Raw genomic sequence first — 21,666 nt, 5'->3', positions numbered from 1 at the left:
TCAGTACCTATAGAGCATTCGAGGGTGAGTGAAATAGTGAGTCGTTACTCGCTATTAAGCCGGGCGAGTCATACTCCACAGCTGTTCCCATGCGTTTTGATGGGTGGTTAGGTTCAATAGTGCTAATCGGTGGCGTAAAAAATGCTGCTGCAAATCGAGTTTCTGTTGCTGGATATAGTGTTCAAAACGGGCACGGCTTTCTTTGTCGTCTTTTTTCAGTTCGACTTGATAGTCGTTGTTGCCTAGCACGATATTCTGTTGAGGAAACTGCGCCTCCAACGGGTCTGTAATGCAAACACCAATCAAGCTATTTCGGTGAGCGAGGGTATCGATCATCGAGGAGGCTTTTTGTTTGTCATAATCATTAAAGTCACTAAAGATAAGGCACTGACTCTCTTTTAACCCCAAGTCGACTAGGTGTTGAAGTCCGTCCGCGAGCGTGGGCTTACCATTTTGAGGCGCTTCCCAGTTTGGCAGTTTATTGGCATGTTCAGATACCGCACTTAGTAAGGCGAAAAGCGCTTTTTCTCCACGTCTGAAAGGCAGTGTTACGATGCCGTCATCAGTTAAAATCACAGCCCCGACACGGTCGCCATGGTGGTTTGCCGCTCCAGCTGCAATAGCGGCGGCTTCACTCGCGACAACCGACTTCATCTGCCCATCGGAAGCGAAAAACATCGTGGTTCTCAAATCGATCAGTAGGGCGATGTTTTTGTCGTTTTCTTCGGCATAAACACGCAGATAAGGCTGACCTGTTCGCTGGGTGACTTTCCAATCAATACAACGCACATCATCGCCAGCGTAATAGTGACGAAGCTCGACGAAATCGAGGCCTCTGCCACGTTGTTTGCTACGATGTTTACCTGTTAACGGAGTGAGCTTTTGATAGGGTGGTTGCCAAGAGAGGTTCCTGCCACGCAAGCTCATTTCACCCAGTTGTTGTGGTGAGGGGTAAACTCGAAGGTCATCCTTTTTCATGCGTCACCTCTGTTAAGCAAAAGCAACACAATCGAGGAGCTGATCGATCACTGTCTCGCTCGTGATACCTTGGTTTTGAGAGGCAAAGGTCAATACAAGTCGGTGACGTAAAACCGAGTGAGCAATCGCTCGTACATTGTCTGGAGTAACGTGATCTTGCCCGTTAAGCCAAGCGTGTGCTCGAGCACACTTGTCGAGTGCGATGGTTGCCCTTGGGCTTGCGCCAAGTTCAATCCACTGCCCTAATTGCTCATCGCAGGTTTGTGGATGACGAGTGGCATCAATCAGATCGACGATGTACTGATCGACGTGATCCGCAACGTGGATTTGATCAATTTGACGGCGTGCTTCGAGTACGTGTTCAATATTCAGTAATTGACCCGCTTTAGATGAGCTTTGGCTCTCTTGACGTAAAAGCTTAAGCATTGATTTTTCAGCATCCTTATCTGGGTAATCGATAAGGATTTGCATTAAAAATCGGTCCATTTGCGCTTCAGGAAGCGGGTAGGTGCCTTCTTGTTCTACCGGGTTTTGCGTCGCGAGAACCATAAAGAGCTCAGGCAATGAGTGAGTTTCACCTGCAACGGATACTTGCTTTTCGGCCATTGCTTCTAGCAGGGCAGATTGCACTTTTGCAGGGGCACGGTTGATCTCATCCGCTAATAACAGGTGAGTAAAGACAGGGCCTTTTTTGAAGCTCAGTGTTTGCGAGTGGCTTTCATACACCTCACTACCTGTGATGTCTGCTGGCAGCATGTCAGGGGTAAACTGGATACGGTTTAGCTCACAACTTAGTCGTTGTGCCATAACACTAACACTGCGAGTTTTCGCAAGACCAGGCAGACCTTGCAGCAGAACGTGCCCATTTGCGAGTAGCGCAATGACCAGCTGTTCAACCGATTTTTCTTGGCCTAAAACGCGTTGATTGATCGCGTCTTGCAGTGTGAAGAAGCTTTGTTTTAAATCACTCATAATGACGACCTGTATTGCAGGAGACCTATCGAAGACGATGAGGCGAAGGAGAATTATGCTGAATAGAGTAGCGAAGGAGCTTTGCGTGTTGAACTAGGATTCTTCCTAAATGGAAAATGAAAAAGGTGTGCCAAAGCACACCTTTTGAATGATTCCCGAAGTAGTAAAGTTAATTACTTAGCTTCGCGGTATGGAAGTGTTTGCATTACACGTTCTAGGTTAAATGCTGTCGGAGCTTGGCGTAGAGGGAACTCGTTAAACGTTGCCAGAAGTTGAGCTACTTCAACCTGTACTGGTACGAAGTTGAACATACGCTCTGCCATCCACTTGATGTACATGCCCGAGTGCTCTGGTGCTTCTTCATATGGGTCAGTACGTAGATCGTAAAGTACTGGCCAAGTTGTCGTTAGACGAGGAGCAAACCAGCTTTCTTCCAATGGCTCGATAAACTGAGCTTTAATCTTACCAACACGAACCGCTTCTAGGTTACCTGTTTCAGCAAAGTAGAAGATTTCGTTACGTTGTGTATCTTCGTTCTTGAACCAAGCATCACGGTGATCGTAACCATCAATGTAAACATCGTGTTTAGTCTTGAAGTTCTCTTGTACATCTTTCTCACCAGCGATAGAAGCTAGTGTTGTGAACAAGTCTTCGTGAGACTGGATACCGTTGTTGATAGAACCTGCTGGGATGTTACCAGGCCAGCTAACCATGAATGGTACACGTACACCACCTTCAGTTGTCAGACCTTTTTCACCTTTAAACGGTGTGTTACCGCCGTCAGGCCATGTAACTTTCTCAGCACCGTTGTCAGTAGTGAAGATAATGACCGTGTTTTCACGTTGGCCAGTAGCTTCAAGCTTGTCTAGGATTTCACCCACGTAGTGATCAAGCTCTGCCATGCCGTCTGCGTATAGGCCGTAACCTGTCTTGCCTTTCCACTCTTCGCTTAGGTGAGTCCAAACGTGCATGCGTGAAGGGTTGAACCACATGAAGAATGGGTCATCAGTCTTAGCGAAGTCGTCTAGGTAGTCTAGCGCCATGTCAGTCAGCTCACGGTCAATCGTTTCCATGCGCTTCTTAGTTAGAGGACCAGCAGATTCTGTTGGACCGTCAGGCGTACCTGTTACGATACCACGTGGACCAAAACGCTCGAAGAACGCAGGGTCTTGTGGGTAATCTTCATTTTCTGGCTCTTCTTCCGCGTTTAGGTGGTAAAGGTTACCGTAGAAGAAATCGAAACCACGACGGTGTGGCATCATGTGCTCTTGATCACCTAGGTGGTTTTTACCCAGTTGCACGTTGAAGTAGCCATGTTCTTTGAGGACTTCTGCTAGAGTAGGGTCTTCAGGTTGAAGGCCAACTGGAGAACCAGGTAGGCCAACGTTTAGTAGACCAGTACGAATAGGTAGCTGACCAGTTAGAAACGCAGCACGACCCGCTGTTGAGCTTGGTTGACCATAGTGGTCAGTAAATAGCATACCTTCGTTTGCGATACGGTCGATGTTTGGCGTTTTGTAGCCCATCATACCTAGGTTGTATGCTGAAGTGTTTGACCAGCCCACATCATCAGCCATGATCACAAGAATGTTTGGTTTTTCTGACGTGTTTTTTGCCATTGCTGGTGCAGCGCCAAGCGTTGCTACTGCAGCAGTACCAAGTACCGCTTTACTTAGTAGGCTTTTAGAAAAGTTATTCATAAGTCGCTCCTGAGATAAGACACAAGTAGTATTCATTTTGCGGCTAACGAAATGAACTAGGATATTTCCTAAAGCACTAGGAAATGCCGTTGTGTTATTCATCGACAACGAAGGGAGGCTGTCGAACTATTTCTGTTCACTATTTGAATTAGCGAGTAGACTGCTTTTTATAATGTTAGGCAGCAAGGAAATCGATTTATGGAAAGAATTAAAGACGTCTTGATCTCTATTTCTAGTAAGCTATTAGATTCACACACTGCCGATATGGAAAAAGCGATTACAGAAGTGTTAGATGAATGTCGAACCGCCCTGAATGTTGATCGAATTTCCTGTCTTCCTTTGGACAATGCCGTTGTCGAGAATTGGTTTCACTATGAAGCGATTGGTGAGGGAATCCCTCCAGTGCAAAAGCAGATTCCCGCTTCTGTGGTGTTAGAGTATCGCCGTTTGATTGAGCAAGGGCAGGTGGTGTGCAGTGATACTTCACCTGAGTTATTGGAACTCGCCTCTAGCTTACAGCCAGAAAAGCCATTAAGACATGTCCTCATTCCTATTCGTGCTATGGGAAAACCGTGGGGTTTGATGGCGTGCGCGAACTTTGTTTCTTCTCAGCAGTTCGATGAAGATTTTGTCCATTCAGCAACTATCCTAGGCAATATTATTGCGTCGAGTATTGCTCGAGTCACTCACTACGATGAACTCAAGCGCAGTCAACAAGAGGTAATTGCACGCAATCGCCGTATTATCGGTGAAAGAGAGCGAGAGCGACGCAACATTGCAAGAGATTTACACGATGATTTCAGTCAGCGATTAGCTTCGCTGGGAATAGAAATGGGCCTCGCTGCAAGCCTTTGTGATGAGGCATCTCGACCCGTGATTATGCAATGTGCGAATGGATTAGCGGATATTACTCGCGATATTCAACATCTCTCACGTCACCTCCACCCGGTTGTGATAGAAAGAGTTGGTTTGCATGCCGCCATCGAATCGCACGCTAAACAGATAGGGGAACGCGCAGGCCTAATCATGACAGTGGATTTGGATCACGATGTGGTGTTTGATGACGAAACGGCGCTGCATATTTATCGTATTATTCAAGAGTCATTATCGAATGTGGTTAAGCACGCTAATGCAAGTCAGGTTTGGATTAAGCTACATAAGCATAAAAACCAATGGGTTGATTTAGTTATTCGTGACGATGGTGTGGGTATTGCCAACCAAGGTATGGTCATGAACTCACCCTCGTTAGGGCTACAATCAATGGTAGAACGCGGTGAGCTGATTGGTGCGCAAGTCTCTTTCAAATCGAATGCACCAAAATCTGGGCTGAGCGTTAAATTGTCAATACAGCAAATGGGAGATAATTAATGGCAACAGTGGTAATAGCCGATGACCATCAAATTGTGAGTGAGGGTATCGCAAGGTTAGTAGATCTCTCTCACCAAGTGGTGGGTATTGGCGCAGATGCGACCGAACTTTTGGCATTGGTGAAAAAGCACCAACCAGACTTGATTATTAGTGATATCTCGATGCCAGGCATGCAGCTCAACACCACCTTAGCGCTACTAAAACGTAGCTCTCCTGAGAGCCGAGTAGTGTGCTTGTCGATGCATGATGAGCCAGAGATTGTAAAGGCCGCCTATGAATATGGTGCTGATGGCTATGTATTGAAACATCAAGCGGGTTTTGAGCTAGCGAAAACCATTGAAAAAGTGCTCGCAGGAGAACGTTATATTCCTGATGAACTTAAGAGCATCATTGAGCAAAAGACAGATTTGAGCGCGAGACAACTTGATATTTTAAAATATTTGGCTCAAGGGCTCTCGGCCAAAAAGGTCGCCTTGGAGCTTAATATTTCGTCAAAAACGGTTGAGTATCATAAATACAAAATGATTGAGCAGCTTGATCTTAATAGTGCGTCTGAGCTGATTGCGTGGGCACACAGCCGTAAACTTGTTTAACCCACTTTGGCTCTTTTCTTAAGTCGAATTTTGTTAGGAAATCTCCTAGTAGTTGCTAGGAGAGCTTCCTAAGATAATAGTGAAAAATACAATGGGAGCGCAGACATGAGCACATCATCACCACACCCTTTTCATCTATTGGTTAAGCCAGTAGGTTCAAAATGTAACCTAGATTGCCACTACTGTTACTACTTGAGAAAAGAAGAGCGTTACCAACCGGGTGCAACGATGCAGATGTCTGAGGCGCTTCTTGAGACTTACGTCAAACAATACATTGACGCTCAACCAGAACATATCAAGTTTGTTGATTTCAGTTGGCAGGGTGGCGAGCCAGCACTGCGTGGTCTCGAGTTCTACGAAAAAGCCGTTGAGCTACAGAACAAATATGCTCGCCCAGGTATGACGGTGACCAATACGTTCCAAAGCAATGGAACCTTGATCAACGAGAAGTGGGCTGCTTTCTTTAAAAAGAACAATTTCTTGATTGGCTTGAGTATTGATGGTGATGAGCTTAATCACAACAATGGTCGTCCGGATATTAAAGGTAATGATAGCTACCCGCGCGTGTTACGTGGTCTAAAGTTGTTGAAAAAGCACGGTGTTCAGTTTAATACCTTGACCGTGGTACATAACGACAATGCACACTTGGGTAAGCAGACCTACCTCAAATTAAAAGAGTTAGGCTCAAGCGTTATCCAGTTCCAACCTTGTGTAGAGCATCCGCTTGATCGCCGCGGTGAAAAAGATTGGTCGTTGACGCCGCATCAATGGGGACATTTCTTGTGTGATGTGTTCGATGAGTGGCGTAAAGAAGATGTGGGCAAAGTTTTTGTTCAGTTTTTCGAAAATACACTCGGTATTTTAGCTGGGCAGCCAAGTCAGATGTGTTTCCATGCTGAAACGTGTGGCCAGCAGATGATGCTTGAACATGATGGTAGCCTATACTCATGCGATCACTACAGCTATGACGACTACAAAGTGGGTGATATCGATGTGGTAGATTTGGGCGCGGTGGCTTCATCTCAAAAACAGATTGATTTTGGAATGAACAAGTGGAAGTCGTTACCAAAGCAGTGTCGCGAGTGCCATTTCCGTCCAATGTGTAATGGCGGTTGCCCAAAAGAGCGCACGGCCATGACAGCAGATTTGGAGCCTGGACTAAATCACTTGTGTTCGGGTTATAAAAAGTTCTTCATGCATTCAATGCCTTATTTTGCAGCCATGCTTGAAGCGATAAAACAGGGACATCCAGCCTCGGTGTATCCTATGTTTGTTCAACGCGTAACTAAATAAATCTAATTGTGCCTCACAAGGTGAGGCACAAATGAGCGACAGGAAGTGCTCAATGACAGTACATGGAAGTCTAATCAATAGATTCTCCCTATCGAAACAATCAATACTTCCCATTTTTAATTGACAAAAACTGTTTGTATAGTATCGGCATCAGAATGAGAGTGCTTGAGAAAATGAATAGAGTTTTAGTTGTTGAAGGTGGTGCTATGCGAGGTATTTTCGCTAGCGGTGTATTGGATGCCTTCCTCTCCTCAAATTATCGACCTTTTGACGCCGTTATCGGAGTATCAGCCGGTGCTGCGAACCTTTCTGGTTATTTAGCCAATAAACTAGGCAGAAACAAAAAGGTAATTACTGAGTTCGCCACAGATAAGCGTTTTATTGATCCCGTTCGATTTATTAAGGGCGGACATCTTGTTGATGTTAAATGGTTATGGGAATGCAGTAATGAGAAGTTGCCACTGGATATATCAAAGGTGGTTAACACGATTCCTTTTTATGTCAGTGTAACGGATATTAGTAATGGTTTTTCTAATTGTTATCAGTTGGATGAATCCAATATCGACAAATTAATTGAAGCAACGACAGCGCTGCCTTTGGTCTATAGAGACAGTGCTTGTTTAGAAAGTGGTTGCTTTATGGATGGAGGGATTGCGGACTCCATTCCCGTTATCAAAGCTTATGAAATGGGTGCGAAGGAAATTACGGTTATCTTATCAAAGCCGTTGGGTTTCGAGATGGAGCAAACTAAATTTCCTAACCTAGTGCGAAAGTTGTTACCGAACAACGAGCAAGTGGCTAACGCACTGATTAATAGACATCAGCACTACAATAAAACGTTGGAGTTTATTCAGTCTCCACCAGAAGGTGTGACCATTAATGTGATATCACCAGATGGGAGTTTTAACGTAGGGCGGTTTACAAGAAGTAAAAGAAAACTAGAACAAGGGTACAAGCAAGGGTTAAAAAAAGGTAATGAGTTTTTGACTAAAATCAAAACCTATTAACATTTCCTTGTCATACAATACCTCTAGCGAAAGCTAAAGGAAAACCGTTTGTATTTGCGTTACTAGATAAAAAGGCTGGTTTGAAGAGATAATTCACTTTGTGAATTATGTGTTCTAGCAGCAATAAAAAAGTGGATTCAACAAATTATTTAAAGGACACCCCAATTATGACTAAGAAGCTTACTACCGCAGCAGGTTGCCCTGTCGCACACAACCAAAATGTAATGACAGCTGGCAAGAGAGGTCCAATGTTGCTGCAGGACGTATGGTTTTTAGAGAAGCTGGCTCACTTTGATCGTGAAGTGATCCCAGAGCGCCGTATGCATGCGAAAGGCTCTGGTGCTTACGGTAAGTTTACTGTTACTCATGACATTACCAAATACACTAAAGCAGCAATGTTCTCAGAAGTCGGTAAGACAACAGAGTTGTTTGCGCGCTTTACTACGGTAGCTGGTGAGCGTGGTGCAGCGGATGCTGAACGTGATATTCGTGGTTTTGCACTTAAATTCTATACAGAAGAAGGTAACTGGGACTTGGTTGGTAACAACACGCCGGTTTTCTTCTTGCGCGACCCACTAAAATTCCCTGACCTGAACCACGCAGTAAAACGTGACCCTCGCACTAACATGCGTAGCGCTGAAAACAACTGGGATTTTTGGACATCTCTTCCTGAAGCATTCCACCAAGTCACAATCGTTATGAGTGACCGTGGCCTTCCTGCGACTTACCGTCATATGAATGGCTATGGCAGCCACACGTTTAGCATGATCAATGCCGATAACGAGCGTGTTTGGGTAAAATTCCACTTTAAAACACAGCAAGGTATCAAAAACCTAACCGATCAAGAAGCAGAGGCATTGGTGGGTAAAGATCGTGAAAGCCATCAACGTGATCTTTACGATAGCATCGAAAATGGCGACCTGCCGAAATGGACCATGCAGATTCAGGTTATGACTGAAGCGGAGGCGAATGAGGTTGAATTTAACCCATTTGACCTAACGAAAGTGTGGCCACATGCTCGTTTCCCATTGATTGAAGTGGGTGAATTCGAGCTTAACCGCAACCCAGAAAACTTCTTTGCAGAAGTTGAGCAATCAGCATTTAACCCAGCAGCAATTGTTCCGGGAATTGGTTTCTCTCCTGATCGCATGCTGCAAGGTCGTCTATTTGCGTACGGTGATGCACAGCGTTACCGTCTGGGCGTTAACCACCACCAGATTCCAGTCAATGCGCCACGTTGTCCAGTACATAGCTACCACCGCGATGGTGCGATGCGTGTTGATGGTAACTTCGGTTCGACGAAAGGCTACGAGCCAAACCAGTACGGTGAATGGGCACAGCAGTCTGAGCATGCAGAACCTGCGCTTGAGCTTGAAGGCGCAGCAAACAACTGGGACCACCGTGAAGATACTGATTATTTCACACAAGCAGGTAACTTGTTCCGTATTATGACCGCTGAAGAGCAACAACGTCTGTTCGAGAACACGGCACGCTCTGTTGGCGGTGCGTCCAAGCCAATTCAGCTAAGACACTTACGTCACGCGCTGCAAGCTGACCGCGCTTACGCTGAAGGGCTTGCTGCAGCACTAAATATCGATATGGCAGAAGTAGAGGCTCAAGATGCAATGGCTGAAAACGCTGTTCCAGCTTGATCACTTGTTCTTTAGCTTCGAAGAGAACGCTAGCGGTCAAGAGGTTGTGCAACCTCATTATTACTAAATAAAACAAACCCAGTTTACACAGTAGGCTGGGTTTTTCCATAACTGGGACAGGCTAGATAGCTTTTAAGAGGACAGGCACTTTTATGAGGTCAAGTTGCAGCAACTCTTAGCTTTAAAAAGGACAGGCACAGTTTTCTAATTGGTTGAAGTTAAACAATCAAAGTGGAACATGAATAAAGTAGGACAGGCATAATTAAGCTGGTCGAAATTGGACAGTACACAATCAAATTTTGTTGAAATAGCTTAGTACCCCGAGGTAATACGGTCATTTGATTAATGAGGTGCAGATACTCTTACAAGAGTACCTGATCAGAAGCAGTATTTAGGATGAATAGTGTACAGATTAGCAAGTTGACGGGATATTATAATTCAGGCCAACTAGATTTTGAGTCCATGCTCTCTTTTTCGATGCATCAGTTTCATAACAGCACCAAAGCTCTGTTTAGAACCAATAATAGCAGCACGACAATTTTCAATGTTTGTACAGGCATGTAACCAATCACTATCGCTAAACGATAGTCGTTGAAGGATGTGAGGAGAATGGGTTGGTAAGCTATTTTTCCCCTGAAAACTGACTCGTGAAGTCCAATCGATAACTTCAATATACTCAAGCAACGAAATAGGAAGTTCCCCTTTATTAGCATTCTGGTGTTGCTGCTTAAACGGGTAGAGCCTTTTTGAACCTCGAACACGTGCTTTAATCGATGTGTAATTTGAGTGATCAGGTGCATGGCTTACTCCAGATCTTACCGGGTTTAAATCAGTGTAAGCCATTGCCGCGATGAGTGCTTTGTCATCAAGAAGTGCTTGGCATTTATAACGGCCTTCCCAAAAATGGCCGGTGCAATCATCTTCTTGGTTTGCCATGTTGGCAATATAGAGATTGAGCTCACGCATAAACCAACTAATACTTTGCAGTCGCTCGCGCCAAGAGGTGATATAGCGTTGTAAAGCTTCATGTTCAGCTTTGGATGATAGGTTACCTGTAAGATATTTGTGAGCTAGTGGTGGTAGATGATGTAACTTACCCCAGCGAGTAATTACCGCTCGATCTGTTAGTTTTTGAGCTTTATCTGTGTTGACATGCACCACTATATGGTAATGGTTGCTCATTACAGCGTAAGCGCAGATATCAATGCAATAATATTGCGCTAAATATAAGAGTCGCTTTTCAATCCAAGCACGACGATGTTCGTAGCTTTGCTGTGTTAGTTCATCAATACCACAGAGAAACGAACGTCGAACACATCTTGAAACGATGTGGTAGTAGCGAGTTGCTTCTAAACAAATCTGTCGGTTACGTGCGGTGGTCATTATATCTCCTTTCCTTGGCAAATGAATTTTATGGGGAATTAACGAGACCTTCATTGAGTGGACAGCCTGTTCGTGACACGAGTCTAGTGCTGTTGAAACAAGAATGTTTGCTTGGTTGCAAGTTATGTGCCATAGGCAGAAATGGTGCCTGTCCCTTATAAAGGCCCATGTAGTATTCGCCACTCACAAACCATGCCTGTCCCAGTTTTTTGGGGCGTGATACTATGTAGAAATTACTATTTAGCGAGATGAACTAATGCGTCATTTGCATACGAGTGTTCATGAGACTATTGAGCACCTGGATCAGGTTTCTATTGTAAAGCGCGATGCGGCGCGGGCGATTGTGGTGAGTGGTGAAGACATATTGCTGCTCTATACGGAGCGTTATCACGATTACACCTTACCTGGTGGTGGCATTGATGACGGTGAGGATAAGATTGCAGGCTTAGTTCGTGAGCTTGAAGAGGAGACGGGTGCGCAGAATATTCACGGTATCAAACCTTATGGTATCTACGAAGAGTTTCGTCCATGGCATAGAGACGATGCAGAAGTGATACACATGATTTCGTATTGTTATACTTGCAAGATAGACCGTGAGTTGGGGGAAACTCGTTATGAAGATTACGAGATAAAAAATGGCATGAAAGCGGTTTGGATTAACATTCATGAAGCGATTGCGCACAATGAACAGACCATCGTCCAGAGCCCCAAAAAAGGAATGAGCATAGAAAGGGAAACTTTCTTGCTTAGACAAGTTGCCAAAGAACTCTTATAACTCAATATGTTAGAAATTAGAGAAATTACTGCACAAGACAACGCAAAGATCGCAGCGATCATTACTCAAGTAGGCAAAGAGTTTGGCGCCATCGGTGAAGGGTTTGGTCCTTCTGATGATGAAGTCTCAATGATGAGTGAACATTACAAATTCGCAGAAAAATCGCGGTACTGGGTTGCTGTGTTGAATGGTGAGATTGTTGGCGGCGCGGGTATTGCGCAGTTTAATGATCATGGCGTATGTGAACTGCGTAAATTATTTTTGCTGGCAGATGCGAGAGGACGTGGTATCGGCAATGAGTTGGTAACACAATGCTTAGCGTTTGCCAAAGAAGTAGGCTATGAGTCATGCTATCTAGACACCTTAGCCAATATGACATCGGCCATTGCCCTATATGAAAAAATGGATTTCAACCATCTAGTTGAACCGTATGCTGAAACCATTCATGGTGGGTGCGACATATGGATGCTTAAGGACTTAACCAACAATTGAGTCAAGTGACAAGCAAAGACTAAGGAGCCACCGAGGAGGGGGCAACATGCGTAAATGGTTAGGATTGATTCTACTATGCGTCTTCTTAAGTGGCTGCGGCATTCGCTTTTTATACAACAATGTCGATTGGCTCGTTATTGAGTATCTGGACGACTATGTAGAACTTGAACGCGGTCAAGAGGAGTGGCTGTCAAACAAAGTGGCTCTTCTCAGTGAGTGGCACCGCAGGCATGAGCTCCCTCATTATATTGAACATCTTGATCAACTTATCTCCTTAAATTTAGCTACTTTCTCTTCCCAAGACCTCGCTAGTCAGAAGCGCCAGTTTCAGCAACATGGTGAGCGCTTACTTTCAGAAATTGAGCCGAAAATTCTTAGTCTTGCGTCTCAATTGAACGATGAACAAGTCAATCAGTTTATGAAGAATCTTCGTGTTCGCCATGGTAAATACCAAGACAAATACCAAGATCTGAATGAGGAGGAAATACGTCAACGATATGCAGAGCGGATAGCGGAAAACCTCGAGCCCCCCGGAGTATACAGTAAAAATCGTGTCTATTTGCGAGTGAGTGAGTGGAAGACCATTACTGACAATGCTCTTCCCATAGGTGACAAACGTACACACTATGTATAATAGTGTGTACGCACTTCAATCCCTCAAGGATTAAAGAGCCGATAACATTTCACACTTTCTATTAATCTGTGGTGACTGAATAGTCACCTTTCCCCTCGTTGTAATCATAATGAATCTCAGTAGGGTAATCTTCAGATGCAATTTCAAGTATTTCGATAATGGTAGTAACTGGGATTTTATATACATATTTATGGCGCTCAAAATCAGAGCAAGTATAGACGCCTCCCCAGTTGCGATCTTTATCTCTGTAGGCATACAAAGCACTGCCATGTACTAATTGGTTTGCAATAAACTGGACTGTCTTTGTAAGCTTATCTTCTTTAGATAGGTCATACAGTTCATCAATGTCCCAGAAGTTCAAGCTATTGACAGGTTTGATACATTTAGAACCGTAGACATTAAATTGTTTACTCGTTGTGCGCGAGGAAAGCTTATTTGCTTCAGTAAGCTTTCGAACCATAAATAACGATATAATTACATCTTTTTCGAAGTTGACTTGCCGCTTCTCGGTATATCTTAGCGGTTTAGAAACGGGTTTAAACCTTCTGGCATAAGCAGCTAAGTCTTCCTTCCAGTAACGAGACTCAATCACAATTTCTTCTTCCACTCCTCATACCAACGCTTACCCTTCAAGCCACTCTCAAACGGCCATGCCAAAACTCTATCGAACAAGGGGCCTTGCGTTATCAAATCCATATCAGGAATATCCCAATACATGTCATTTAGAGCAATTTTCTCATTTATATCCCTAAACTCACCAACCATAAGTGAAATAAATTGCTTTGCATCATTCTCAGAGGTCACTTTTATAGGTATAGACACTCTGCTATCAACATCGACTTTACCTTTAATCCTGCTTAAGCCAACGTAAGTTGCCTTTTGCTTCTTTACTTCAATCTCTTTCTCTTCAATCTTCTTTACAAACTTCGGTGAAAACTCAAATAAATCACGACTTATAAAATGAGTTTGCTTTTTGGGGTGATTGAAAAGTAACTTTAACCACTGTTGTTCAATGTCTTCAGGCATGAACCCTTCATTCGTTAGTGCTGTGTAATAATAGTGTTCAACCCAACTAGCTTTTGAAAACTCTTCCAGTGAAAGTACCGCTAACTGAAAACTGGATGGATATGAACCATGTTCGAATAGTAATATTGAGTCATTTAAGAGTCTGAGAGCATTGTGTAAAGACTCTACCGCTATTTTCTCAAACTTGTACTTGCTCAATCCGTCTAATTTTTCCATTGATAACTTTAGTTCCCCTAAATATTAAGCCATTATGTACAAGACCAGAATTGCAGTAAACGCAAGTCTGCACAATAAAACTTCAGCATTGTAATAGTTCTTTCAGGTAGCTATTCCGCTTATGAGAGTGACTAGGTGCCTTGGTGATCTGCTTCATGTCATCACTACTACCAACGATATGGATTTCACTTTCCGCTCTAGTGATTGCCGTATAGAACCATGCTCTATCCACTATTCTTCCGTTTTGCAGAGCGATGATGATGCGTGGAAACTGTGATCCTTGAGCTTTATGTAGAGTGATTGCGTAACCCAACTCCATGCAGTCGAGAACGGATTGTGTTATCTCGACCTTTTCACCTGTATCTAGCGTCACTTCACCATAACTGTCACCAGAAGGTTTGGTACTGGTTAGTGTGCCAAGTGAGCCGTTCTGAATGCCTTTATCGTAATGATTCTGCGTGAATAACACCGCATCATTGAGGCTAAGTGGCAGAAAGAACTTGTTACCATTGATTTCGAACTCAAGGCTGGCGCTATCTGGGTTAACGGCTTGCTGGGTGAGCTTATTGATTTCTGATACGAGTGCCTTGGTTGGAGCCATGACACGACTGCTATCAGGGAACTCTTGATAAAGCTCGCAACAGACTTTGGCAATGTCTGTTTTACTGGTTTCGTGAAAGTGTATTGCACCTGAGCTTAATTGTTCAGGCATCACTCCTTGATTGATGAGTTTTGAGTATTCGGGGATACCCGTTGAACCTTCTTGCCGTTTGACGATATCCAGCATCGTATTCGCCACCGTTTTTGCTTCAACGATGTCTTCCAATACCTTGCCACAACCTATTGGTGGGAGTTGGTCAGGGTCGCCACTGAATATCAATCGTACAGAGGGGTGAATGTGATTTACTAGGCGATACATAGTTGGCAGGTCAATCATGCTCGCTTCATCAATCACTAATAGATGATTTGTTTTCTCGACACTGGGTTCAATAGGTTCTTCACGCAGCAATTTGGCAATGGTTGAGGTAACAAAACCGATGGACTCATGAAGTCTCATTGCAGCACGACCGCTGAGCGCAACGGCGTGTATTTCAAATCCAAGTTGATGATATGTCCTGAGAGCCGTCCTGAGTACCGTTGTTTTGCCTGTTCCTGCACCACCCGTAATGCAGCTTACCGAATTATCCAGACACGTTGTGACGGCTTCGATTTGTTTAGGGGTTAATTCGTAGGGAAGCTCCGCAGCCGCAGAGCAATACGCAGCATTGGCGTTTTCATCAAACAAGTTATTTCGCTTAATCAGTGTTTTTAAGCGCTTGGCAACAACACTTTCCATCAGAAGTTGCGCTGTTGGATGGTAGGCTCCTGTGTCGGGATTTAAAACATACTGAGCTTTATCATGACCTGATTTGAACGCCTGAGTGACCAGTGTTTTGTCTCTTAATAGCTTGTTGAGGTAAGGGCGCACATTGGCATGAGTGGTATAGGTGTGACCTTTTTCAATCTCCTTGCGAATCGCCATTTCCAGAGCAGCGCTGAGCCTTCTTGGGTCATCCTTCGCAACATCGCTCTTAAAATCCGTTAACTTGATAATGTCTTCAATGGCACTGAACGAAAGACCAAAGCCCATTAAAGCATAAGGATTATCCTTGATAACATCGATGGAGGCTTCACCGTGATGCTTGAGTAGTCGTTGCTGCACACTGGCAGGGATGTTGTACTCGCTCATCCAGTTGCAATGAGCCAGATTTTTATATTTGGCGTACCCCTTAAAGAGCGCTTCCACTGAATCTTCACTCAAAATCGATGTCAGACGCTTTCTGGACTCTGGGGTGTCATTTCTCAGTGTGGCATGGAAGTCTTTACCCAAGAGCTGCCAGAGCGCTCTAGCTTTGCTTTCGCCAATACCCTTGAAGTCACTTTCTCTGGCGATAAATCGTATCAGTTGCTCACCTGTTTCGGGTAAAGTGCATTCAATATGCTTGGGTGATTCATACGTGTGCTGCTGCATTACATAATCACCCATCTCCATATTTTCTATCTGTCGAGCACCTCTGACTGACCAATGCTGACCCAGCGTTGGAAGTACAGGGATGCTATCGGGGTCGGCTTTGATGGTGACGTAATACTTCCCACTATTGGTTTTGTAAGAGTCTTTCGCCAGCGGTACACCGCTGAATATCACCATCTTGGTCGAGTGATAAGGGATACTGGTGACACGCATTTGGTCTTCATGCAAAGCGGTATTCATCGTGGCATCAACCCCATTTCGGATAAGGTTTCAGATAGCTCACCAAAGCGCTCAAGTCGCTTTTCAAGCTCCTTGACCTTGGCTTTCAACTCGATGTTTTCAGCCTCTAATGATGACACCCGCTTTGAATCGAGCAGCTTTCGATTTGCTGTGTTGTCGTAGGCTTGAGGTTTGCCCTCATTCTTCTTGGCAGCGGCGGTCAACGGTGGCAGGACACCTTTACTGCGCAGCTCATCTTCTAAGGCTTTGAGTGCTTTCTTGAGGGCAGGATTTTGGTTTAACGCCGATTTGCCACAACCAATACCCTTTGCCACTTCAATACGGTTAAGCTGACCTCTGAACACGATTTGTTTAAAGTCATCGTCCGTCTGTGTGGCTTTCCAGACCTCAAATGCCTCAAGGTTTTGCTGTGCTTTTTGCTGCCCACTTGCCATTAGTCATCTACCTCACCCAATAGCTTGCGAAGCCCTGTGACAAAGCCTCTAGGGAATACTTCGCTGTTGTATTCCATGTCTTTTACTTGACCCGCCTGAGTAGTTTGCCAGTCGTTCTTTTCCATGCATTCATCAGAAATGACATACGCTAAGGCTTTTTTCTCTGATTCGGTGAGTACGCCTGATAGGGATGGCAGCACTTCGACGCTTGGCTCTGCGGTGGTATCAAACTGGCGCACAGGGCGCTTGTCGATAGTGATATTGGCGTGTTGCTTGAGCAAATTGACCTCTTTGCGGTAGCGGTTACGCTCGGCAATGATTTGACCAAACAAGGCGCGTACCGCAGGGTCTGGGATGCGCTCTAACAGCTTATTATCCGCAGGGATGGATTTAGACCGTGAGGTGTTGGATAGCGGCTTTTTGGTACTGGTATTGCACTTTGCCGCCCACGCTTCGATGAGTGTTCGGTAGTGCTTATTACGGGTAGCACGCAAAGCTTCATACGCCAATCCGCCATTTTCAGCAGACACCCGACCAATTTGCGTGATGGAGAAATCACGCTGACCTGATTCTGCATAGGCTTTCAGCGTGTCATTGAGCTTATCGAGGTTTTGCTGCGTGCGAGGCACTTTGCCTTCTTTTAAGTCAGCCAAAATAACATCAATATCGAGTTCCATTAGTCCTCCAATAAGTTCGGTAGTGCTATGCCATCTAGATTAATGGCTTTATTAGTCAGTGCATGAATACCCTGAGAGAGCAGCTTGTTATCGGTCAGGTATTCTTCCGCTTCGATGTGGTTCGCCACCTTGCGGTAGCCTTCGAGCTTATCGTCAGGGTCAGCAATTTTCGCCATTTGGCGCAGCATGGCATTGGCGGCTATGAGTTGTTGTTTGTCGTCCATTTCCATGAAAATCGGCTCGAAGCCTTTTTTCATTAGCACACGACTGAGTTGCATCGAGCGCTTTTGAATAGCAGGGGTTTTACGCAGTTCGTCCTGTAAATCAGGAAAGAATTCTGCATCATCACAAAGCAGTGATAGATGCAGTAACTCAGAGTCGGTTTCGATAAACTTTAAGGCATGGCTGACATCTTGCTCATAGCCAACCGCAATCAGTTTATCTTTGCTGTCATCTTCATTTCTGGTCTCTTCAACACGAATGATTTTCTGAATAAGTTCAAAGCACGCAATCCAGTCTTTGGCGTATTCATCGGCTTCAACTTGCTGCTTTTCATAGCGGCGCTGTAGGGCTTGCAGCTCATAGTGCTTGGTAAACGGTTTGCCTTGCTCTTCACAAAAGAACTGCTCGTCTTTTAGGGCTTCCAGCTCACCTTCAATTTCCACAGATAGGTTCGCAGCCTGATGTGCTTTGTAGCTCAGTTGGTTGAAGTGGGCATTGAGCGCAGGCAGGTATCGAGCTTCGGTAATAAACCAGCGGCAGCGAATACAGTTTTCAGGGCCGTGAGGCACACTGCCGTAAATGCGGTGGGTAGCAGCTTTTACATCATTAATCAACTTACCACCGTTCCAGCAACCACCAAGGGTACTGACTTCATCCGATTTCACGGTGTTACCGCCTACCAGACACATACCGCACGAGCGTTCTTCCCAGCCAACCGGATTACGATTAACCAGTGCCGCCTGAATGCTGTCATCGTTGTGATACACCATCTTGCATTGAATTTGCTCCAATGAGGCATCTTTAAGGAAGTTGCGCACCGATTGTTTGGATTTTGCGTCTAGCTCTCCATGCGCTTCATCCATTTTTTCAGCCATTACTGATGGGGTAATCTTGTTGTAGTAGATGGTCATCAATAGACGCGTATGCCCTGCTAATAGTTTAGAGATTACAGGTAATGGCAGTTGGGTGTCCATCGTATAGGCAGTGATGAGTGAGACTCGCAAGCTGTGCAATGGAAAGCTAGTTTTGTAACGTCGCGACTTAGGTATATCCTCTGGATACTCGGAAACTAACCTCAATCTTCCCCCGCCATCGAGACTATCACCATGTTCAGCCAATTGATTTTCTAGAGCGAAGAGGAGTTGATACCAGAAAGAGTCTAGCGCATCGTCCCTAATGGGTTTAGTTCTATCATCCCCCCTTGCCGAGGCCTCTCTAAATAGAAATGAAATTTCCCCATACTTTCCAGTTGTGCTTTCGATTTTTTCTTATCAGTGTGCTTGGTAAGTAATGTGGTGCAGTCGGTTGGTTTATCAATTGGGTTGTACTTTTCTTGCCAATTGCGTAATTTCTCTATCCAGTACAATACTTCATTATTTTGCCACGGAATGATGTAACCACGCTCTAGTTCGTCCTTGTTTTGGTCGGCGGTCTTATTGGTATTGATATACAAGCCTGTTGAATACAGCCCTGTCATGGTGTCGTGAATTCGGCGGAATATGCCTTTACTAAATGGGCGCTTTTCACTGCCAAGTGCAAAGTCATTTTTAGTGTTAAGTACCCATTGAGCGTTTTCGTAGCGCCACGTATCGGCTTCACCGCTATCTAGCATCCGCACCTGATAGGTACGCAGTGGCAGATGGAGCTTCATGAAAACCACCATCGCTTTGACGGGTGACCAGATTTGGTGAAGGATGATTTTATTGCCTTTGCGAGTTGTTTTTATAGTACGCCATACACAGTCGGGGTCGGTTTTATCAATCAGTTCTGGTTCAACTTCAAACCAATCGCCATCATTACCTGATAGACGTTGACCTGTCTGCTGTTGCGCCCATGTCCAGTGTTTGAAATTACGATAGTGATAAGTGGGAAGCAGGGTTTCACCTTGCTTGAGGTTTTGTTCAATGACGGTGAGTTCGTCTTTATCAGGTAGCGGACAGAGGATTTGGCGCAAATTATGAATGTAGCGATACGGCAGGGGGGTACGTACAGTTTCTGTTAGTGATTCCTGTCGTTTGATTTTGCTCAGCGGGTTTTCAACCAATGACACTAACTCGCCATTGTCATCCTCTTCAGAAAACACCTTTTGGACAACAAAGTCAATAAAGTCACAGGAGATGTTTACTCCTGATTGGATTACTTTAGGAGAGTTTTGTGTTTCTCTTAACAACGTCTCCAGCTCTTCACTAGAACATTGGTGTCCTCGGTGTCCCTTAAAAAATAATGATATGTCGCCTATCGCATAGCTTGCGCGCTCTCTAATATAGGATTCGAAGAAGCGAGCCAAAGCAAATTGTTTAGTGTCAATCGATGTGGTTTGTGCGGCCATCCACTCGGCTGCCAACTCCTGCCATTGTTGCCACTCAGCACCAAGTGTGGTGAGCATCCAAGAGAAGGATGAATCCGATGAACGTCCGTCATTTTTTCTCGCCATTATTTACCTCTCAATTTAGGATGCTTGCCTGTGAAATAGCCCTGCGGGTCGACGTCATCAAACCCATGCTCAACGAGTGCTTTCCAGTCGAGCGCTTTGACTTTGGATTCAGGGTTTGCCAGTTGCAACGTCGCTTGGGTCAGTTCATCAGAGATTTCCTGCTGGCCTTTGCCTGTGTAGGGGATTTGTGAGTCTAGGGACTTATGGTGCATACAGCGTCGAATTACCAACGGGTTCAATCCTGAACGTTCTAATCGTCTGCCGTAATTATGTCGATGCCCATGTGGATCTAAGCCTTCTGCCTTGCTCGGCTCTAAACCAATGCGCTTCAAGCCGTTGGCGTAGTTATCATGGAAGGCGTTGATGGTGTAAGGGTTGCCGATAGCGCTATGATGAAACGAAATAAACGCATAAGGGTGATGACAGTCGATGCTGGCTCGGTACTTTTGGTAGTTTTTCCAAAGTGACATAAACACTTTGCCATAGTCAGTTGGAAACCATTGAACCTGTATGTAGTTGTCTTTGTGGTCAACCACACGGTTCTTCCAACCAAGATGAGCTGTGCCTTTCATGCGCTGACGAGGGATGCGAGCATATTGCTCCTTTAGATATGCTTCTCTGTTTGGTGTACCAGAACGACTTCGCCAACCATCAGGGGCTTTGCCATCTGTTTCGTTGTAAATTCGAACGATAGCACTATCTGGCTCATAGGGATCTTCAAACACGTCTGTCACCCAAAGCGTTAAAGCTTCACTTTCGCGTAACCCGCCACCGTGCATTAGAAGGAGTATTAACTTGTCCCTGAGTGCCACTCGTGGGTCGCTCGCGCCACCGATGCCATTTATATAAAAATCTTCCCAATGCTTTTCAGGAAAGGCGATGGCGTCATCTTCGGTTTTGGTGAGCGGCGTGCGTCCTTTAATGGTTCGCGCCTTACGGATGGTTTTGTTCACAGTCCTTATCTTCGATATGACCAAGGAAATCATTTGGTTTTTGCGATACCATGCAGCGTAATTCAATCGCTGCTCATGCGGGGTAGCATCACGCAAGGGGTTCATGGACGCAGTACCTGCTTTTCTGCCAACACAGTCGGTAAATGCCGTCAGTCGATGAATATGCCTTATTCACGTTACTGGTTGAAACTTGGCACCCAATATAAATACAGAGGGTCAATCCCATCCTCACCATTGGTTTCCTGTTATAAACGTTTAGAAGAAGGTCTGGAAGAGTAACTTCGGATCGTCCGAACAACCCTCCTATTTGCTTTGCCTATACATCCAACAACAAAGATACCGCTTAAGAACGCCATTCATCACTGAATTGCTCACCCGCGACCATCCGTCAGCTTCTAATTTTGAGTGGTAATCTGTCCCGTGCTCAACCTCGCCTTGCTCCGTTAGCAAGATAGGCAGTTGCTTTTGATGCCCGATTGTCCTCTACAATCGTCGCCTCTGAGCCTTATACTGATGACAAGCTAGGCTTTCCTTCTCACATGTCACAATATTACTATATACCCATATAATTAGTTGTGCAATAAAAGGCAGATTTCTCTGCCTTAA

At 44.8% G+C, this 21,666-nt stretch carries 20 protein-coding genes; 8 read left to right on the top strand and 12 right to left on the bottom strand.

Going from position 1 to position 21,666, the window contains the following annotated elements; all coding sequences use genetic code 11:
* Positions 1–54: 54 nt before the first annotated feature.
* The 3 genes from QWZ05_RS05625 to QWZ05_RS05615 all read right to left on the bottom strand — a co-directional run bounded on the left by QWZ05_RS05625 (position 55) and on the right by QWZ05_RS05615 (position 3,650).
* Positions 55–978, bottom strand: coding sequence for a DUF58 domain-containing protein (locus QWZ05_RS05625; RefSeq protein ID WP_264875943.1), 924 nt, complete (start codon positions 976–978; stop codon positions 55–57).
* A 12-nt stretch (positions 979–990) separates the two neighbouring features.
* Entirely contained in the window at positions 991–1,950 is a 960-nt protein-coding gene (locus tag QWZ05_RS05620; RefSeq protein WP_290297160.1) for an AAA family ATPase, read from the bottom strand.
* 173 nt (positions 1,951–2,123) lie between these two features.
* Complete coding sequence (locus QWZ05_RS05615; protein ID WP_264875941.1) at positions 2,124–3,650, bottom strand: arylsulfatase; 1,527 nt, start codon at positions 3,648–3,650, stop codon at positions 2,124–2,126.
* A gap of 198 nt (positions 3,651–3,848) precedes the next feature.
* On the opposite strand from QWZ05_RS05615, the gene QWZ05_RS05610 reads away from it, so the two are divergent.
* From QWZ05_RS05610 to katE2, 5 genes are all read left to right on the top strand, one after another.
* The gene (locus QWZ05_RS05610) at positions 3,849–5,018 is read left to right on the top strand and encodes a GAF domain-containing sensor histidine kinase (protein ID WP_264875940.1); all 1,170 of its coding nucleotides are present in this window, start codon (positions 3,849–3,851) and stop codon (positions 5,016–5,018) included.
* On the top strand, positions 5,018–5,611 hold the full coding sequence (locus QWZ05_RS05605; RefSeq protein WP_264875939.1) for a response regulator: 594 nt from the start codon (positions 5,018–5,020) through the stop codon (positions 5,609–5,611). The genes QWZ05_RS05610 and QWZ05_RS05605 overlap by 1 nt, the downstream gene beginning before the upstream one ends.
* Before the next feature lie 105 nt (positions 5,612–5,716).
* Positions 5,717–6,904: an anaerobic sulfatase maturase gene (locus QWZ05_RS05600; protein ID WP_264875938.1), complete on the top strand. Its 1,188-nt coding sequence runs from the start codon at positions 5,717–5,719 to the stop codon at positions 6,902–6,904.
* Positions 6,905–7,059: 155 nt separating this feature from the next.
* Positions 7,060–7,911, top strand: coding sequence for a patatin-like phospholipase family protein (locus QWZ05_RS05595; RefSeq protein WP_290297155.1), 852 nt, complete (start codon positions 7,060–7,062; stop codon positions 7,909–7,911).
* 167 nt (positions 7,912–8,078) lie between these two features.
* Positions 8,079–9,563 carry a catalase KatE2 gene (gene katE2, locus QWZ05_RS05590; protein ID WP_264875936.1) on the top strand — a complete coding sequence of 495 codons (1,485 nt, stop codon included), beginning with the start codon at positions 8,079–8,081 and terminating at the stop codon, positions 9,561–9,563.
* A 447-nt stretch (positions 9,564–10,010) separates the two neighbouring features.
* Here the strand turns inward: katE2 and QWZ05_RS05585 are convergent, their stop codons facing one another.
* Positions 10,011–10,946 carry a transposase gene (locus QWZ05_RS05585; protein WP_290297153.1) on the bottom strand — a complete coding sequence of 312 codons (936 nt, stop codon included), beginning with the start codon at positions 10,944–10,946 and terminating at the stop codon, positions 10,011–10,013.
* A 256-nt stretch (positions 10,947–11,202) separates the two neighbouring features.
* On the opposite strand from QWZ05_RS05585, the gene QWZ05_RS05580 reads away from it, so the two are divergent.
* From QWZ05_RS05580 to QWZ05_RS05570, 3 genes are read left to right on the top strand one after another with little or no spacing between them, the layout of a single operon-like run.
* Positions 11,203–11,721, top strand: a complete 519-nt coding sequence (locus QWZ05_RS05580) for an NUDIX domain-containing protein (protein WP_290297151.1) — start codon at positions 11,203–11,205, stop codon at positions 11,719–11,721.
* 6 nt (positions 11,722–11,727) lie between these two features.
* A complete protein-coding gene (locus QWZ05_RS05575) occupies positions 11,728–12,213 on the top strand; it encodes a GNAT family N-acetyltransferase (protein WP_290297149.1) in 486 nt (161 codons plus the stop codon).
* Between the two features lie 46 nt (positions 12,214–12,259).
* Positions 12,260–12,847 carry a DUF6279 family lipoprotein gene (locus QWZ05_RS05570; RefSeq protein ID WP_290297146.1) on the top strand — a complete coding sequence of 196 codons (588 nt, stop codon included), beginning with the start codon at positions 12,260–12,262 and terminating at the stop codon, positions 12,845–12,847.
* 61 nt (positions 12,848–12,908) lie between these two features.
* Here QWZ05_RS05570 and QWZ05_RS05565 read toward each other — a convergent pair whose 3' ends face one another.
* From QWZ05_RS05565 to gmtY, 8 genes are all read right to left on the bottom strand, one after another.
* A complete protein-coding gene (locus QWZ05_RS05565) occupies positions 12,909–13,454 on the bottom strand; it encodes a hypothetical protein (protein WP_290295800.1) in 546 nt (181 codons plus the stop codon).
* A complete protein-coding gene (locus QWZ05_RS05560; protein WP_290295798.1) occupies positions 13,436–14,089 on the bottom strand; it encodes an AbiV family abortive infection protein in 654 nt (217 codons plus the stop codon). The genes QWZ05_RS05565 and QWZ05_RS05560 overlap by 19 nt, the downstream gene beginning before the upstream one ends.
* 82 nt (positions 14,090–14,171) lie before the next feature.
* Positions 14,172–16,340, bottom strand: coding sequence for an AAA family ATPase (locus QWZ05_RS05555; protein WP_290295796.1), 2,169 nt, complete (start codon positions 16,338–16,340; stop codon positions 14,172–14,174).
* The gene (locus tag QWZ05_RS05550; protein ID WP_290295794.1) at positions 16,337–16,774 is read right to left on the bottom strand and encodes a VPA1267 family protein; all 438 of its coding nucleotides are present in this window, start codon (positions 16,772–16,774) and stop codon (positions 16,337–16,339) included. Before QWZ05_RS05550 ends, QWZ05_RS05555 begins: the two co-directional genes overlap by 4 nt.
* On the bottom strand, positions 16,774–17,451 hold the full coding sequence (gene gmtX / locus QWZ05_RS05545) for a gamma-mobile-trio protein GmtX (protein ID WP_290295792.1): 678 nt from the start codon (positions 17,449–17,451) through the stop codon (positions 16,774–16,776). The genes QWZ05_RS05550 and gmtX overlap by 1 nt, the downstream gene beginning before the upstream one ends.
* On the bottom strand, positions 17,451–18,791 hold the full coding sequence (locus QWZ05_RS05540; protein WP_290297144.1) for a hypothetical protein: 1,341 nt from the start codon (positions 18,789–18,791) through the stop codon (positions 17,451–17,453). Before QWZ05_RS05540 ends, gmtX begins: the two co-directional genes overlap by 1 nt.
* 41 nt (positions 18,792–18,832) lie before the next feature.
* Positions 18,833–20,107: an integrase family protein gene (locus QWZ05_RS05535; protein WP_290297143.1), complete on the bottom strand. Its 1,275-nt coding sequence runs from the start codon at positions 20,105–20,107 to the stop codon at positions 18,833–18,835.
* Positions 20,107–21,213, bottom strand: a complete 1,107-nt coding sequence (gmtY, locus tag QWZ05_RS05530; protein ID WP_290297645.1) for a gamma-mobile-trio recombinase GmtY — start codon at positions 21,211–21,213, stop codon at positions 20,107–20,109. The genes QWZ05_RS05535 and gmtY overlap by 1 nt, the downstream gene beginning before the upstream one ends.
* Between the last annotated feature and the right edge of the window lie 453 nt (positions 21,214–21,666).

This window comes from Vibrio agarivorans (genome assembly GCF_030409635.1).
In the GTDB taxonomy this organism is placed as follows: Bacteria; Pseudomonadota; Gammaproteobacteria; order Enterobacterales; family Vibrionaceae; genus Vibrio; species Vibrio agarivorans.
The sequence above is the reverse complement of the archived record's forward strand: the minus strand, read 5'-3'. Positions and strand labels throughout refer to the sequence as shown.